General features: G+C 60.1%; 16 protein-coding genes. 1 reads left to right on the top strand and 15 read right to left on the bottom strand.

The annotated features are described in order from the left end of the window. Positions 1-74: 74 nt before the first annotated feature. From proS to NZK35_RS14800, 14 genes are all read right to left on the bottom strand, one after another. Positions 75-1,586 (bottom strand): proline--tRNA ligase, encoded by a 1,512-nt coding sequence (proS, locus tag NZK35_RS14865; protein ID WP_259633322.1) that lies wholly within the window; start codon positions 1,584-1,586, stop codon positions 75-77. Between the two features lie 45 nt (positions 1,587-1,631). Then, positions 1,632-2,627, bottom strand: a complete 996-nt coding sequence (locus NZK35_RS14860) for an adenosine kinase (RefSeq protein WP_259633321.1) — start codon at positions 2,625-2,627, stop codon at positions 1,632-1,634. A 510-nt stretch (positions 2,628-3,137) separates the two neighbouring features. After that, a complete protein-coding gene (locus tag NZK35_RS14855) occupies positions 3,138-4,073 on the bottom strand; it encodes a lactate/malate dehydrogenase family protein (RefSeq protein ID WP_095742171.1) in 936 nt (311 codons plus the stop codon). A 114-nt stretch (positions 4,074-4,187) separates the two neighbouring features. After that, a complete protein-coding gene (locus NZK35_RS14850; RefSeq protein WP_259633320.1) occupies positions 4,188-5,057 on the bottom strand; it encodes a class II aldolase/adducin family protein in 870 nt (289 codons plus the stop codon). Between the two features lie 73 nt (positions 5,058-5,130). Then, a complete protein-coding gene (locus tag NZK35_RS14845; RefSeq protein ID WP_259633319.1) occupies positions 5,131-5,409 on the bottom strand; it encodes a EutN/CcmL family microcompartment protein in 279 nt (92 codons plus the stop codon). Then, positions 5,406-6,071: a hypothetical protein gene (locus tag NZK35_RS14840; RefSeq protein ID WP_259633318.1), complete on the bottom strand. Its 666-nt coding sequence runs from the start codon at positions 6,069-6,071 to the stop codon at positions 5,406-5,408. Before NZK35_RS14840 ends, NZK35_RS14845 begins: the two co-directional genes overlap by 4 nt. A gap of 86 nt (positions 6,072-6,157) precedes the next feature. Next, positions 6,158-6,424 carry a EutN/CcmL family microcompartment protein gene (locus tag NZK35_RS14835; RefSeq protein ID WP_259633317.1) on the bottom strand — a complete coding sequence of 89 codons (267 nt, stop codon included), beginning with the start codon at positions 6,422-6,424 and terminating at the stop codon, positions 6,158-6,160. 133 nt (positions 6,425-6,557) lie between these two features. Further along, a complete protein-coding gene (locus tag NZK35_RS14830) occupies positions 6,558-7,991 on the bottom strand; it encodes an aldehyde dehydrogenase family protein (RefSeq protein ID WP_259633316.1) in 1,434 nt (477 codons plus the stop codon). 66 nt (positions 7,992-8,057) lie between these two features. Further along, positions 8,058-8,381 carry a EutN/CcmL family microcompartment protein gene (locus tag NZK35_RS14825; protein WP_259633315.1) on the bottom strand — a complete coding sequence of 108 codons (324 nt, stop codon included), beginning with the start codon at positions 8,379-8,381 and terminating at the stop codon, positions 8,058-8,060. 45 nt (positions 8,382-8,426) lie between these two features. Further along, positions 8,427-9,659 carry an acetate/propionate family kinase gene (locus NZK35_RS14820; RefSeq protein ID WP_259633314.1) on the bottom strand — a complete coding sequence of 411 codons (1,233 nt, stop codon included), beginning with the start codon at positions 9,657-9,659 and terminating at the stop codon, positions 8,427-8,429. Between the two features lie 98 nt (positions 9,660-9,757). After that, positions 9,758-10,027: a BMC domain-containing protein gene (locus NZK35_RS14815; RefSeq protein WP_095742163.1), complete on the bottom strand. Its 270-nt coding sequence runs from the start codon at positions 10,025-10,027 to the stop codon at positions 9,758-9,760. A 92-nt stretch (positions 10,028-10,119) separates the two neighbouring features. Further along, on the bottom strand, positions 10,120-10,419 hold the full coding sequence (locus NZK35_RS14810; RefSeq protein WP_259633313.1) for a BMC domain-containing protein: 300 nt from the start codon (positions 10,417-10,419) through the stop codon (positions 10,120-10,122). A 41-nt stretch (positions 10,420-10,460) separates the two neighbouring features. Next, positions 10,461-11,192 carry a phosphate propanoyltransferase gene (gene pduL, locus NZK35_RS14805; RefSeq protein WP_259633312.1) on the bottom strand — a complete coding sequence of 244 codons (732 nt, stop codon included), beginning with the start codon at positions 11,190-11,192 and terminating at the stop codon, positions 10,461-10,463. Positions 11,193-11,261: 69 nt separating this feature from the next. Continuing rightward, positions 11,262-12,026: a DeoR/GlpR family DNA-binding transcription regulator gene (locus NZK35_RS14800; protein ID WP_407699793.1), complete on the bottom strand. Its 765-nt coding sequence runs from the start codon at positions 12,024-12,026 to the stop codon at positions 11,262-11,264. 654 nt (positions 12,027-12,680) lie between these two features. On the opposite strand from NZK35_RS14800, the gene NZK35_RS14795 reads away from it, so the two are divergent. Beyond that, positions 12,681-13,499 (top strand): SDR family NAD(P)-dependent oxidoreductase, encoded by an 819-nt coding sequence (locus NZK35_RS14795; RefSeq protein WP_259633310.1) that lies wholly within the window; start codon positions 12,681-12,683, stop codon positions 13,497-13,499. Between the two features lie 206 nt (positions 13,500-13,705). Here the strand turns inward: NZK35_RS14795 and NZK35_RS14790 are convergent, their stop codons facing one another. Then, positions 13,706-16,243, bottom strand: a complete 2,538-nt coding sequence (locus tag NZK35_RS14790) for a sulfatase-like hydrolase/transferase (protein WP_259633309.1) — start codon at positions 16,241-16,243, stop codon at positions 13,706-13,708. Between the last annotated feature and the right edge of the window lie 239 nt (positions 16,244-16,482).

Raw genomic sequence — 16,482 nt, 5'->3', positions numbered from 1 at the left:
AGCGGTATTGGGCTTCAGCCTGCACACCAACGTTGTGCCCGTGCCATGGGTACCTGACCTTTACCGCGGCATCCCTAGTACGCCTTGGCAAAGATCGCCTGTTTCTCCGCCGGCTTTCCGGTCGCGAAGCACGTCCCCGGTGTGTCGTTGTTTTCACTCGGCACGCATCGGATCGTCACCTTCAGTTCTTTCAGCAGCGCGTCGATACTCGCTTCATCGGCGAAATGACACATCGCGAATCCAGCGTGGATCTCCGGATTGTCCGCATCCTTGGGCGTGAAGAAATCACGAAAATCGGCTTCATTGGTGATCGTGACGGTGTTTTCGACTCGCAATTGATCGGCGCGATCGTAGAGCGATTGCTGGATCTCGCCGAGCAGTGTTCCGATGGTCGCGACCAGTTCGTTGCGGTCCATGCCGACGCTTTTGGGCTGGTCGCGTCGTCCCATGAAGACCGAGTTCTTTTCCATGTCTTTGGGGCCGACTTCCAGACGGATCGGGACGCCGCGTTTGACGTGGTGCCATTTTTTTTCACCGCCACGCATGTCGCGGTCATCGATTTCGACGCGAACGGGAGCTCCGTTGTAGGTCTGGTCGCGGAGGGCGTCGCGCAAGGCGTGGATGTATTCCATCACGGCGCTGCGTGAGTCGTCTTTGTAGATCGGCAGAATCACGACGTGGATCGGTGCCAATTTCGGTGGCAACACGAAACCGTCGTCGTCGCTGTGCGTCATGATCAGGGCGCCGACCAGGCGTGTCGAAACACCCCACGACGTCGTCCAGGCGTATTCGCGCGATCCCGATTCGCTTTGAAAGACGATCTCTTGCGCTTTGGAAAAGTTTTGGCCGAGGAAGTGGCTGGTGCCGGCTTGCAGCGCCTTGCGGTCTTGCATCATCGCTTCGATCGAAAGCGTTTCGACCGCACCGGGGAATCGCTCGCCGGCGGTCTTGGCGCCGATCGTGACCGGCATCGCCATCCAGTTGCGTGCAAAGTCGGCGTAGACGTTGATCATGCGCTCGGTTTCTTCGATCGCCTCGGTGTCGGTGGCATGGACCGTGTGTCCCTCTTGCCAGAGAAACTCGGCGGTCCGCAGAAACATCCGCGTTCGCATTTCCCAACGGACCACGTTGGCCCATTGGTTGATCAAGATCGGCAGATCGCGATAGCTCTGGACCCATTTGGCGTACGTCGCCCCGATGATCGTTTCGCTGGTCGGCCTGACGATCAATGGTTCTTCCAGTGGGCCGGCCGGTCGCAATCCGCCCTCGGGATCCGGTTCCAGGCGATGGTGCGTGACGACGGCGCACTCTTTGGCAAAGCCTTCGACGTGCTCGGCTTCCTTTTCCAAAAAGCTCATCGGAATGAACAACGGGAAGTAGGCGTTCTGGTGCCCGGTCGCTTTGAACATGTCGTCCAGGGCGCGCTGCATGTTTTCCCAGAGCTGGTAGCCCCAGGGTTTGATCACCATGCAACCGCGAACCGGCGAGTTTTCCGCCAGGTCGGCTGCTTTGATGACTTGTTGGTACCACTCCGGGTAATCGTCGGCACGGGTGGGAGAGATCGCGGTCTTGGGGGCTTTGGCCATATCAAATCAGAATTGTCAGAGAACGAAAAAGATTCCTTCACTCAGCTAATCGGTCAATCGACTGAGGTCCTCAATTTCTTCCTTGGTGAATTTGCGATCCAACCGGGCGCCCAATTGCGCGACGACGCGGGCGGCGGCGTGCGACGCCAAGTGCCCCGCGGTCCGCCAATCCAAACCGTTGGTGATCCCGTACAACATCGCACCGGCGTACATGTCGCCGGCACCGGTGGTGTCGATCGCGTCGACTTTCACCCCTTCGATCGGGAACTCTTCGCCGCCGTGCATCACGATCGACCCTTTGCCGCCCAACGTCAGCGCCACGTTTTCGCAGTGTTCGTGAATCTTGACGGCGCACTTCAACGCGTCGGCTTCTCCGGTCAGCGACTTGGCTTCCTCTTCGTTGCAGAAGAACAAGTCGACCGGGCCGGTGATCAGTTCCCAGATCTCGTCGCGGATCAAGTTGACCAGGAATGGGTCGGAGGCAGTGAAGGCGACCTTGACGTCGTGCTTTTTGGCCAATTCGAACGCCTTGTAGGCGGCCGCTTTGGTGGTTTCGCCGGTCAACAAATAGCCTTCGACGTAAACGTACTTGGAACTGGCGATCTTGTGCTCGTCGATGTCATCCGGGCACAGGCTGGTCGACGCGGCCAGATTGGTCAGCATCGTTCGCTGAGCATCTTCGGTGATCAGCACCGCGCAAGTTCCCGTGGGCTGGTCCGCCGGTGTGACTTGGATCGACACGCCCAAGTCGCTCATGTCTTTCAAGAAGAATTCGCCGATCGCGTCACTGCCGACCTTGCCGATGTAGCCCGCCGCTCCACCAAATTCGGCCAGGGCGACGATCGTGTTGGCCGCCGATCCACCGGCACAGCGATTCAGGGGGCGTCCATCGAGACGGCTGAGCACGCCGGACTGTTGTTCATCGTCAACAAGCGTCATGATCCCCTTATCGAGTGATAGCTCGCGCAGCAGGGCATCGTCGACACGCGCCTGAATGTCAACGAGCGCGTTCCCTACACCAAAAACGTCATACAAAGCCATCGGGAGGCCTCTGAAAGAAAATAACGGTCAAACCGGGTTGACCGATAGCGTAGTGCAGAGGCGTGATTTCGGGAAGAAGCGTGGGGCCCACTTGTTCCCAGGCTCGGTCTGGGGACACGCTGTTTCAGAGGCTCCGCCTCGCGATCGCGAGCAACGTGTGGCTGAGCCACAGGCACATTGCGTTCCAACACATTGCGTTCCAAGGCGGAGCCCTATGCCGTGAACGATTTATTTCCTGTGTTTGACGAGGTTTTAGCGGCAGGGCGCAAGCGGGCTGTCGGTTTAGTGAGCCGCGACGCGTAAGCGGCCGGGCATCCAGGCGCCCGCCCGAGGCCTTACGGCCAGCGGCTCACCAATGACTCGCCGCATTCCACTCAATCGACAGCCCGCGAGCTCTCCGGTTCCTTGCTATTGCCAACACACCGGAGGGCTCGCGACCTGCCGCTAACAAATCGTTCACGGCGTAAGGCGGAGCCTTGGAACGAAGGGGGCCGAGGGAGCAGAGTTGCATCAGCGGATGCGTTTGAGGACCACGTCGAGGGTCTTGCGGAGGGCGGCGCCGCTGGCTCGCATGCCTTGGACCTCTTTCGGCCACAAATCGATTTCCATCCGATCGACGACGCCGGTTCGGCCGACGACCGTGGGGACCGAAAGAGCAACATCGCGAACGCCGAAACAGCCGCGTTGCACGCTGCTGACCGGAAGCACACGGCGCTGATCCAGAATCACCGCGTCGATCACATCACGAATCGCGATGCCGACCGCGAAGCCGGCTCCGCCCTTGCGTTTGATCACTTCGGCGCCGCTGCCTCGCGTCCGTGTGAACAGTTGCGTCGCCAGCGTCGGCGACCAACCGGGGTACTTGTCCAACGGCAGCCCCGCGATCGTCGCACTGCTCCAAACGGGCACCATCGACTCGCCATGTTCGCCCAAGATCAAGGCGCGCGTTTGCGTCGGCGGAGCTTTGAGCTGCTCGGCAATCAACGCGCAGAATCGGATCGTGTCGAGCTGGGTGCCCAGACCGATGACCTGGTTTTCCGGCAGCCCCAATTTCTGGGCGGCGACGTAGGTCAGGATGTCGACCGGGTTGCTGACGACCAGCACAATCGCCGTCGGCTTTGGGCCGGCTGCTTTGACATCGTTAAGAATCTGAACGAACAAGTCGGTGTTTCGATTGATCAAATCCAACCGCGACTCGTCCGGCTTGCGACGCAACCCGGCGGTGATGCAGATGACATCGCTGCTGGGGATGTGTTCATAACCGCCGCCGACGATCGTCTGGTCGGCGACACTCGGTCCGCCATGCTGCAAGTCGAGGGCTTGGCCGACGGCCAGTTCCTGATTCACATCCAACAGCGCGATTTCACGGGCCAGACCGCCGCACTGCAGAGCATACGCGGCACAAGAACCGACGAGTCCGCCGCCGCCGATGATTGAAACTTTCATGATGTTTGATTGATTGAGAGGATGTTGGGAGTGGAGTCGCGGTGGATCGGTGGGGGAGAGATCCGTGCCGTTCGTTCAGCATTGACAGGCTGGAAGCCTATCCCACGAACGCACCTAGGCCTTCATCTGCCGCATGACTTCGTCGGTGATCAGCTTGACGAGTTGTTCTTCGTTGATGCCGTCCGGCATCGCTTGTCCGTTGCCGGAACTGGCCGGTTTGGCCGGCATCGCCGGTGGCGGAGTGAACGCGCGTCGCTCGACACCCGACTCTTTCCACGAGTCACGGAAGATGTCGTTGGCACAGATGTCGCAATCCTCGTACTCTTTGGTGTTCCGCGGGTCCTTGTAGCCCCATTGGTCCTTCAGATCCAACAGCTCTTTCGATTTCTGTTGATCCAGATACGACACGTTGCCGAGTTGTTTGGCCAGCATCAGCATGCGGCAGTACGAATCCAGGATCTCCGTCCACCAGTACGCCTGTTCGACGGTTTCGCCATAGCTGACCGTGCCGTGGTTGGCCAGAATCATGACGTTGGTCTTGGCGACGAACGGAATAATCGTGTCGGCAAACGCCTGGCCGCCGGGCGTTTCATACTTCGTGATCGGCACATCACCCAAGAACACTTCGACCTCGGGCAAGATGCACTGCGGGATCGGCTCGCGTGCGATGGCAAAGGCGGTCGCGTGCGGCGGGTGGCAGTGGACGACGCTGCGAATGTCTTCACGTTGTTTGTAGATCTCCAGGTGCAACAACGCCTCGCTGGATCGTTTCTTGCGACCGGCGATCTGCTTGCCCGTCATGTCGACGGTGGAAATGTCTTCGGGCGTCAAAAACCCCTTGCAGTGCAACGTCGGCGTGCACAAGACTTCGTTGTCGCTGATCCGCACGGTGATGTTGCCGTCGTTGGCAGCGGCGAATTGGCGGTTGTAGATGCGACGGCCGATGTCGCACATGTCCTGTTTGATCTTGTGGATATTTTGCATGGGATTCTCGAGTGACAGTGGAACGTGTGTGGTGTGGTGTGGAGTGTTGGTCGAAACGTTGGAGTGAAACGGGCTACAATTCAACCTCGTCCAGCAAGGCGACGATCGAAGCGTCCAAGGGTTTGACGTCTGGCTTAAACGGCTGGGCGGCCTCGGGACCTTCGGCTAGGGCGACCAGGTCGCCGAGTCCGGTGCTGCACAAGTCCCAGGCCACGATCGTGTCCCCACCGAGCGGTTCGGTGTCGACTCGGTCGATCGAATCCACGACCTCGACCAAACGCAACTTGGCGTTGGCCATCGCCGGATGCGACTTGGAAAGTGTGATCGAGCCGATGGTGCGAGCGAGTTTCATCGGGAACCTCCGGAAGTGTGCGGCACCGCCGAGACATCCGGTGCCGGGCAACGCGCGATCCGCGCCGCCACGTTGACCGCCGCGACCAGATTCAGTTTCTGGCGGTCTAAAACCCAAACGTTGGGCGAAAGCTCGGCGGCGAATCGTTCGACGTCCGACAGGGCGCTGACCATGGCGGCACGCTGTCCCCCGCTGCAACGCCGGTACACTTCCGCGGCGGGCTGTTCGGTCCAAAGGATCTCGACACCCGCCGGCAATGCGATTCCACGCCGAGCAAGTTGATTGCCAAGCGAATCCGGCACCTGCATTTCGGTCGGCGGCGACGCATCCGCTTGAGCATTCGCGGCGATGCTGGACGATGCGCCGCTGGACGCGGCGTATTGAATTTGAATGCCCCGCTGCACCGCTTCTTCACGGGCCGCCGGGGTGATCACCGCGCCTTCGACCGCGAGGATCTGGCCGGTGCTCGCATAACGGTCCAAGGTTTCGATCGTGATCAGCTTTTCGCCGCCGCTCCGGGACGGGATGGCTGGAGCGGACGCTGTCGAAGCCGAGACGGCTAAACCCGGTGACCCACTTTCGCGCAGCCGTCGAATCACTTGGCGCGCAATGTCAGCGATCATCGCTGTCTCGTTGCTGCGGTCGTCGGTCAGGCGGCTCACGTTCGGATACTGGGGTTGGGTGTGGGTGTGGGGAGTCTAGGTTGTGGTGGCTGGGCTGCTAGTCGATAGGTTACTGGGGCGGTTGGCTACGCTTCGATGTCGTCGATCAATCCGATCACCGTCCAACGCGCCGGCGTCTGATCGTGTCCGCAAGCCTCGCGGGCGTACGAACCGTCGCTGGTGATCATCACGTGATCGCCCTTGCGTGAACCGAGTTGGTCCAACGCGATCAGCGGCGGCCCGTCAGCCTTCTCGTCCGTCCCGATCGGCTGCAAGACGACCAAACGCATGCCGACCAAGCTTTCATGCTTGACGGTGGCGTGGGTCGATCCGAGGACAATCGCGGGCTGCATTTGTTAAACCAACTGAAATCCCAAGTCGTGAAACTTGAAACTTGAAACTTGAAACTTGAAACTTGAAACTTGAAACTTGAAACTTGAAACTTGAAACTTGAAACTTGAAACTTGAAACTTGAAACTTGAAACTTCAGACCACCCGCAGTTCGCCGATCATGCTGCATCGTCGTTCGCGGGTGAACGTGGTCGGTGTGGTGACGCCTTCGCCGGTCGGCCCGGCGATGGAGAACGACAGGTAGCCTTCGCCGCCCAGGCCGAGCGACGCCATGCAGGGTCCGTTCTTGACGTACAGGGTCGTGTCCAGTTCGCGTCCCATCTTGGTCATGTTGCGAACGTTGCGCGAGTGGATGATCGCGGTGTGGCGGAAGCCGTGTTCGTAGTGTTTGGCCATCGCGATCGCGTGATCGACGTCGCGGGCGCGAACGAAGGGCAGGAACGGCATCATTTGTTCGACGCTGACGAAGGGGTGATGCTCGTCGGTTTCCCCGAACACGAGCTCGGTTTCTGGAGGGACCGAAACGCCGGCGGCGGCGGCCAGGAACGATGCGTCCTTGCCGATGTAGTCTTTGCAGGCCGCGTCGTGTTGGTCATCGCCGACGGTGACGATCGCTTTGGACGTCAGTTCGGCGATCTGGGCGGCGTTGAGTTGGACGGCACCGGCACGTCGCATCGCATCCATCATCGCGTCGAAGACCGAATCGACGACGAAGACTTCTTTTTCGGCGATGCACAGCAGGTTGTTGTCATAAGCGCCGCCGGTGATGATCGATCGGGCGGCCAGATCCAGGTCGGCGGTTTCGTCGACGACGACCGGCGGGTTGCCCGGTCCGGCGACGATGGCGCGTTTGCCGCTATTGAGTGCTGCACGGCCGACGGCGGGGCCGCCGGTAACGCAGATCAAAGCGACGCTGCGGTGCTTGAACAACGCTTCGGCCGATTCCAACGTCGGCTCGGCGATCACGCAGATCAGATTATCGATCCCGATTTCCGCCGCGATCGCTTCGTTGAATCGACGCACGCCTTCGGCGGCGACTTTCTTGCCCGACGGATGGGGATTGACGACGACGGTGTTGCCACCGGCGATCATGCTGACCGCGTTACCGGTGATCGTCGGCAAGCTGTGGGTGACCGGCGTGATCGCTCCGATGACGCCGAACGGGGCGCGGTCGATCACGGCCAGGCCGTAGTCGCCACTGAAGGCTCGGGTTTCGAGAAACTCGACACCGGGCGTTTGCTCACCCAGGGTCTTGAGTTTTTCGATCTTGTGTTCCAGGCGACCGATTTGCGTTTCTTCCATCTCCATCGTGCCCAGTTCTTCGCATTGCTCGATCGAGATTCGCCGAATGACGTCGATGATCCGTTTTCGATCGGCCAAGGTGCGTTCGCGCAGTTGCTCAAACGCCGCACGTGCCGCCGTGACGGCCGACTCGGCATCGTAGAACACGCCGTTGCGTCCGCCGGCCGAAGCCGCCTGCTGGGCCGCTCCGTTACCCGATGGCATCGGACCGACCTCGGCCAGGACCTGTGCGACTACGTTTCGGATCAGGGTTTCGTCGTATTGCATGGTGGGTTGCTAGTAGTGGGTGAATGTCCGTCTGCCGCGACCGCGCCGGAGCGGGGCGGGACGGTCTTAATGGTCGTTTGATTCGTTGCGTGAGTACACGCTGAACTTGTCGATGTGGACTTGATCGACGATCCCAATGATGACGGCGTCGATGGGTAAAACCTTTGTTTCCGGCGTCAGGCGTGCGCTGCTGCCTTGGGTGATCAGGACGAAATCGTTCTCTCCGGCACCCAAGGTGTCGACGGCGATAAACGTTCTTCCGGTTGTGACGAGCGATTGACGCTTTTTGTCATCGAGCCGATACGGCTCGACGACCAGTAATTTGTGACCCGTCATCGTCGCGACCTTTTGAGTGCTGACGACCGATCCGGTGACTCGGGCGATGAACATTCGTGCCAGGCTCGTTGGGGGTTAAGGGAGGAGGAAAGGTCGGCTTCACGAATGCTTCAATGCATGCAGGGTCTGCCTGGCCACGATCACTTCTTCGTTGGTCGGGATCACCCACAATTGAGTTTTGGAATCGCCGGCGTGGAACGAGGCTTCACCGAGATCGTTGGTTCGATCACGCAGGCTTTCGTTGGTCGCCGGATCGACGACGATGCCCAGTTGTTCCAGACCCGCACACACACGGCTGCGAACGAGCGTGTCGTTCTCGCCAATGCCGCCGGTGAACACGATCGCATCGGCACCACCGAGCGCGACCAGCATGCCACCCAGGTGACGCCGAATCTCTTCGATGAAGACATCCAATGCCAATTGGGCTTGGGAATCACCTTCGGACGCCGCTTGTTCGACATCGCGGATGTCACCGCTGCGGTTGCTCAATCCCAACAATCCGCCTTTGCTGGCCAGTTCTTGCAACGCTTCGTCCAAGGACAAACCGGTCCGCTGCAGGATCAGGGGCAAGGCGAAGGGATCAAAGTCACCGACGCGGTTGTTCTGCGGCAGCCCCGTTTGGGGTGTCATCCCCATCGTCGTCTGGACGCTTTGTCGATTTTCGATCGCGGTGATCGAACTGCTGCCGCCCAGGTGGCAGGAGATCACACGGGCGTCTTGACGACCCAGGATCTCCGCACTGCGGAAAGCGATGTAACGGTGGCTGGCACCGTGGAATCCCCACTTTCGAATGTGGAACTCGTCGGCCCACTGACGTGGGATCGCGTATTCCTTTCGTGCCGCCGGAATCGTTTGGTGAAAGTCGGTTTCGAACGCGGCGACCAACGGCAGATCCGGGAACCGGGCTTGCAGGGTCTTCATCGTCGCGATGTAGGGCGGGTTGTGCGCCGGTGCAGCGGCATTCATCTCGGCCATCGCATCGAGCACATGATCGTCGACCACAAACACGCCCGATAAGCGTCCGCCGTGAACGGCCTTGAAACCGATCGCGGCGACCTGGGACGCATTCTCGATCGCACCGTTTTCGGGGTCGGTCAACTGATCCAAGCAGGCTTGGACGGCGACCCCGTGATCCGGGACCGACATCGTCAGTTCGTTGGACCAATCACCGATCTGGACCGTGCACCTGCTTTGCGCATCGCCGATCCGCTCGACCGCGCCTTTGGCAAGGCAACGTGCGTTTTGGATGTCGTCGATGGCTCCATCATCGGTCATTTCGAACAACCGATACTTGAAACTGGTCGATCCCAGGTTTGCAACCAGTACGAGCACTGGCGGTACCCTCCGCGATGAGTTGGGGTCTGTCGTGGACGTCAGCGTGCGTACGTCATCCCGCGGGCGGTCTTGCGACTGACCGGGCGGGTTGACGCTTAAGCCAAAAAAGCTTTCGCAACACCTTCGGCGGGACGAGGGATCACGTGGCTGGAAACCAACTCTCCGACTTGCGAGGCCGCGTTGGCACCGGCTTCGACGGCTGCGCGAACGCTGCCGACGTCTCCGCTGACCACGGTGGTGCAATACGCACCGCCGATGTCGACTCGCTTGACGATCTCCACGTTGGCCGCCTTGGCCATCGCGTCGGTCGCTTCGATCAGTGCCAGCAAACCCTTGGTTTCGATCAATCCGATTGCGTCATTCATCTTGGTTCTGTTTCTTTCAATTGTTGTGGATGGAGTGTTTCGATCGCGTCGGATGACACGACCGGTGGGCGTCCGCGATTGCTTGGCGGCCACTACTTCTTGGCGGTCGGTACGCTGGTCTTGAGGACTTTTTGCAGATCGTCATGCGGACGTGGGATCACTTGCACGCTGACGACTTCGCCGATGCGTCCGGCTGCGGCGGCTCCGGCATCGGTGGCGGCTTTGACGGCGGCGACATCGCCGGCGACAAACACGCTGACCAGACCGCTGCCGACCTTGTCCCAGCCCAGGAATTCGACGTTCGCCGCTTTCAACATTGCGTCGGCTGCTTCGACCAGGGAAACAAACCCTTTGCACTCGATCATGCCGAGCGCTTCATTACTCTTCGCCATTGGAAATCTGCCTATTGATAGGAGAAAAGGAGGTGTAAGTACTATTGGTGACAGCCGCAGCCGCCCTTGGTGAGTTCGACTTCGGACGCGCCGTCCAAGAAACATGCGTTGCCCTCATCGGTGTCGATGTGGACTTCCAGCTTGGCCGCTTCGTCGGCACGCACCAGCACGTCGTCGAATACGGTGGTGCATTCGTGGCTGGTGACTTTCAACTGCATCATGTCGCCGTTGGAAACACCGAAGTGCTCCGCATCAAAGTAATTCATGTGGACGTGACGCGCCGCCCGGATCACGCCCTGTTCCAGCTGGACGCTTCCGACCGGTCCGACCAACACGCATCCGGGCGTGCCGTCGATGTGGCCGCTGTGGCGGACCGGTGCATCGATGCCCAACGAGATCGAATCGGTGAATGCCAATTCGACCTGGCTGGCTCCACGCGTCGGCCCCAAGACCCGTACGCTGGGTAGCATCCGCCGCCGCGGTCCGACGATCATCACCGTCTGCTTGGCGGCATAAAAACCGTCCTGGTACAGATCTTTATCCGGTTCCAGCACCGATCCGGCGCCGAACAAGATTTCAACGTGCTCGTCGGTCAAGTGAACATGCCGGGCGGAAATGCTGACACGCAGATTCGGCTTGCCGTCGACCCAACCGGGCGGATCATGGGATAGGCCGAGGCCGGGCCGTGACGCCGACGGAGTGCCGAGGCCGCCGGCGATCGCGCGACGAACCAGGGATTCGATTCGGGCGCGGTCAATTTGAGTCGCGTTCATTCGGTTCGGGAAAGGAAGGTGGTGACGGGGAAAATAGATTCGAAGAGTAAAACGCTCCGCTCTCGGAGCTCATGCTGGATGGGAGTCCGCGTCGGGTTCGTCGCTGCGTCGGTTGTCTGCTAACACTAGTTCGACACCAGCGTCGTCAATCCGCTTTTTCCAGTGCGATGCCAGACCGGAGTCGGTCACGACACCCTGGACGTCCTCCAACCGGCACAGATGGGACAAGCTGACTTTGCCAAACTTTGTGTGGTCGGTGACGACATACGCTTGGTCGGCAGCCGCCAACATCGCTTTCTCGCTTTCGACCAACATCATGTTGTTGTTGAAATACCCACGCTCGTTGATCCCGGCGACCGACAAGAACGCCAACCGTACGTTGATCTGACGCAGCATCGATTCGGCCATCGGGCCGATCGCCACCGCCGTCCGGCCGCGGACGCAACCGCCGATCGTGACCAGGTCGATGGAATCACTGCTGGAAAGCAAGTGCGCCACCGGCAAACTGTTGGTGACGACCTGAAGCCGCCGACCGACGAGGCAGCGAGCCAACTCATAGGTCGTGCTGCCACCATCCAACAGGATCGTGTCGTGCTCTTCGATCAGCTTCGCGGCCGCCGCGCCGATCGCGGCTTTCACCGTCCACGTCGTGTCCTTGCGGCCCTCGAACGCCCGAATCGTCGCGCTCTCGCCGGTCCAAAACACCCCGCCGTGCGTGCGACGGACATCGCCCGATCGCTCCAATTGCTCCAAGTCGCGGCGGACCGTCGATTCGCTGACCGAAAGCGACTCGGCCAACTCACCCAACGATGCAAACCCGGTCTGCCGCACCATCCGTCGCAAACGCTCACGACGCCCGCCACTGGACGTGCGGGTTTCGCTGCTGACGCCGTTGGACGTGTTGACGGTTCGGACCACAAAATTTGCCTAGATTGCGCAGGTAGTGCGTTTCGTGATAGCTTTCTCTCATTCATGAGAGATTTCAAGCACCAAATGACAAATATTAATCACTTCTGAAAGAAAACCTCCTTTTTGAGGGGAGCACCTGCCTCAACGGGGGCGAGGGCAGATGCCGATCGGCAGTCCTGCGTACGTTCTGCATCCCGGATGGGATGGCAGCAATTAGCCGGCGGTCGAGCGAAGTGAATACCGCCGGATCAGTGGGATGATCGGGTAACACGACCCTGGAGGGGTCGCAGCATCGATTTGCTTTGACCCCATCCGGGGTCAAGCGAGATTCGTTTGGGCATTCCGGTGGTGCGCTACCGCGACCACCGGCTAATGGCTTCCACCCCTATCGGGGTAAAACCTGCTGTGCAGGTGAAGTTAGCCCAGGGGATGCAGGGCCACCTGCGCTCACCCGAATCACCGGGTGATCCGGCAACCAGGAGAAGAGGCATGGTTTTCCCACGGGCGCCGTCGCGATACGCTTTTCGCTGAATCACTTCAGGCGGACTGTTTCAATTCTTGTAGCGTCAACACATCATCATGACTGAACTATCCGGAAAGCGGGCGATCGTCAGCGGGGCATCACTTGGCATCGGTCGCGGCATCGCCGTCGAATTGGCTCGTGCGGGGGCAACCGTCGCGGTCAACTATCGATCCAACCCCGACCAAGCCGACGAAGTGGTCGCCGAGTGCAAGTCGGTCGGCGGAGATGCCTTCAAGGTCCAGGCCGACGTCTCGGTGCAAGAAGAAGCCGAAGCGATGATGCGGACTTCGATCGAGAAGCTCGGAGGGTTGGACATCGTCGTCAGCAACGCGGCCTACAGCGACCGGCACCTGATGCTGGAATCGGACCTGACGGAGTTCCGAAAGACGATCGATGTCAGCATGTGGGGTGCGTTCTACGTCGTCCGGTCGGGCGCCGCGGAGATGGTCAAGGCCGGCAAGGGCGGCAACATTGTGGTCATCAGCAGCCCCCACGCGCACCTCGCGATGCCCGGCGCGATGGCCTACAACATGGCAAAGGCCGCCAATGACCAGATGGCGCGGACGGCCGCCTGTGAATTGGCCCAGCATCGCATTCGATGCAACATCATTCACCCCGGCTGGATCAATACACCGGGCGAACGAAAGTTCTTTTCCGAAGAGACCCTGAAGACGGAGTCGGCCAAGTTGCCGATGAAACGCCTGGGCGAGCCCAAGGAAATCGGACGCGGCGTCGTTTTCCTCTGTCGCGAAGAAAGCGAGTACATCACCGGCAGCACCCTGACCATCGACGGGGGCATCCAGCTTCCCTGGCGCGACATGTTCCGCGTCGAAGAGACCGCCGCGACGGCCAAGCCGATGCAAGACAAAGAGTGATGGATGCGCGGGCGCTGGTGTCCAGGCTTTANNTCGCTGCGACGCAGCGACCGGGAATCGCCTCAAGGCCAAACTCCAACGATTGCTGAATCCCTAGTTTGATACTTGGGAACACACTGTCAGAGAGACCCTGCCTCTTTTCATCTCGCAACGAGTGGCGGAGCCATACCGGCAGTGCGTTCCAAGGCGGAGCCTCGGAACGAGCCCTACTTCGACGCGTGGATCTCAGCCAGCGCCTCCGCGTAGCGCTGTCCGAATTCCAACAGCGACTGGCGATCGAAGTGAGTGTTGTCGCTTTTGAGCGTCAACCCGGTCGACTCGACGAACGCCGACGCCGGCAATTCCGATGCGACCTCGCGATGAGACTGGTCCACTCGCTTTCGATGCTCGGTCCACTGGGGGAAGTCGCGTTGCGCCAGACCGCCGATGATGATCGGAGTCTTCGCGCCGACGTGACTGCGGAATCGTTCCATGACATCCGTCAGATTTGACTTGTACGCCTCGGCCAGTCCCGGTTTGCAATCCGATTCGCCTTGATGCCAAAGGATTCCCTTGAACGTTCCGCTGGCCATAGCCGTTTGAATCCGCCGCAAGGCATCATCGTAGGGATGCGTTTTGGTTTGTGGGTGATAGCCTCCGGGAGCCCATGCGGCGATGGGTGATCCGCCGACCGCGCAGGGCACCAATCCGACGGTCACGTCGGGGTGCGCGCTCGCATAGCGTCTGGCAAACCCGCGTCCGAGTCCCACGCCGGCGACGGATTTGTCAAAGTGCAACGGGTCGGTCGCCGGCACCCAGTTTCCGTCACGATCAAGCATCAAGATTCGCGGATCGGGGACACGATCAGCCGGCGTCACCTTGCCTCGACCGGCCATGTTCGATTGCCCGGCAAGCAGGAACAGGTGGAATTGTTCGTTCGACGGCAGGTCCGCGGTGGTGATGGTCACGCCGCCGAGTTCGATCATCTGGCCGTCCTGTCGGCGTTTCAGTTGCAGCGTCGTTTTCCCCGCCGAGATGTTGACGATTCCCAAGGACTGCTGGCCGAATTCGAGCATGCGGCGGGGCGTCGATTGGGAATCCAAATCGGGGCGGACGAGCGATTCGGAATCGAAACGTCGCAGCGTCGTCGAAATGTACTGGTCCGCGATGGCTGCCGAGACCGAGACGTTGCTGGCGTTGGAAACGTAGTGCAGCGTGATCTGGTAGCGTCCGGATTCGGCAACGTCGATCGGCCATGAGATCGTGTCGGCGGCGGAGGTCCAGTTGTCGACCCAGCTGTGCGCCCAGCTGATGTTGTCTGCGAATCCCGGATTGCCGGACAGCCTTGCATCGACCGATGGAATGAAGGTCGGTCGTTGTTTGGCAACCGGGACGTGACGTGGTTGCGTGATGCTTGTCGTGATGGCGTCGACATAGCCTTCGATCTCAGACTTCAACCGCTCGGTCGTCTCGGGATGCTGTTCAGCGACGTCGATTTCCTGTTTGGGATCGGCATGCATGTCAAAGAGCGAGACGTTGGCATTTTCGATGGTCAGCCGGTATTGATTGGTACGGACGGCAGCCTTGCCGAATGTTTCGAGCTGTGATTGGTTCGGGCGGTAGGTCAAAATCGAACGCTCGGCGAGTGCCCGATCGCTGCCGTCTTGGATCAGTTTCACCAGGCTTTGGCCGTCCAATGCAACCGAATCCTCCAAGGGAATTCCACACCACTGGGCCAGCGTCGGCAGCAAATCGATGTGGGCGGTGATTTGCTCAATCCGTTTCGGTTCGATCTGCCCGGGCCAACGGATGAAGCAAGGCACGCGGCACCCGCCTTCGTGGACGCTGCCCTTGGCGCCGCGCATGCCGCCGTTGAATCGTTTGCCGTTGGGCCCGTTGTCGGTCAAGAACAGGACGATCGTGTCGTTCGTTTTGCCTTGCTGCTCGAGCGTGTTCAACAAGCGGGCGACGTTGTCGTCGATGTTTTCGACCATCGCGTAGACCGCCGCGGTTTTCTCAGAGACTTCTCCGGTGTTGTACTTGTCGAACAGATCTTGGCGGACTTGGAACGGGCCATGCGGCGCGTTAAATGGCAGATAGCAAAAAAACGGCTGCTCGCGCGGCGTCTGGAGGAACTCGATCGCGGCGTCGGTCAACACATCGGTGATGTAGCCCTTGGTTTGCACGGGGACGCCGTTTCGTTCCAGCAGCGGGTCGTCGTAGAGGTTGAAGTGACCGCCGCAGAAACCGAAAAATTCTTCAAAGCCTTGGCCGTTGGGATGCAACGGCATTTGCGCACCGTTGTGCCATTTCCCGAAACAGCCCGTCGCATAACCGGCGTCGCGAAACCGTTCCGCCATCGTTCGTTCCGCCGCCCGCATGACTTCGCGTCGGCCGGTAACGCCGGCGACACCCGTGCGTTCGGGATACCGCCCGGTCAACAGCGCCGCCCGCGTGGGCGCGCAAACCGGTGACACATAAAACCGGTTCAGCCGAACGCTTTCGCCGGCCAATCGGTCCAACGTCGGCGTCGAGAGGATCGGATTGCCGTGCGTTCCCAAGTCCCCCCAGCCCTGGTCGTCGGTCATGATCAACATGATGTTGGGACGCGGCGGTGTCGCGGCGTTCGCAACACACGCAACCCAAACTTGCATCAGCACCAGGGCCGCAACTGCAAGTCGAGCGAGTGCAGCGGTTCGCTGTCGCGAATCAGCTTGGGAAATCGGGCGGCAAGGGGACAGTGCCGAGGCGAAGAATTGAACCATGTTGCATCCTTTTTTTAACCGGCGCGGGCGTCAGGCGGGGCAGAACCGATCAACCGTTTGATTCGCACACCCAATCCGGATCGTCTACAGAGTCGGTTGTGGAGTTTAGCAGGAAGCCAACGTGCCGTTGCGAAATCCGAAAGCCTCTGGCCTCATTCGCAGACTTGACCGTTCACATGAACGCTCGCACACATGGGCTCCACCATTCATCCGTGGGCCGAGGGGGCGAGCCGTCCTGC

Source organism: Stieleria sedimenti, from assembly GCF_025060895.1.
GTDB lineage: Bacteria > Planctomycetota > Planctomycetia > Pirellulales > Pirellulaceae > Stieleria > Stieleria sedimenti.
This window is presented reverse-complemented; position numbering and strand designations above follow the sequence as displayed.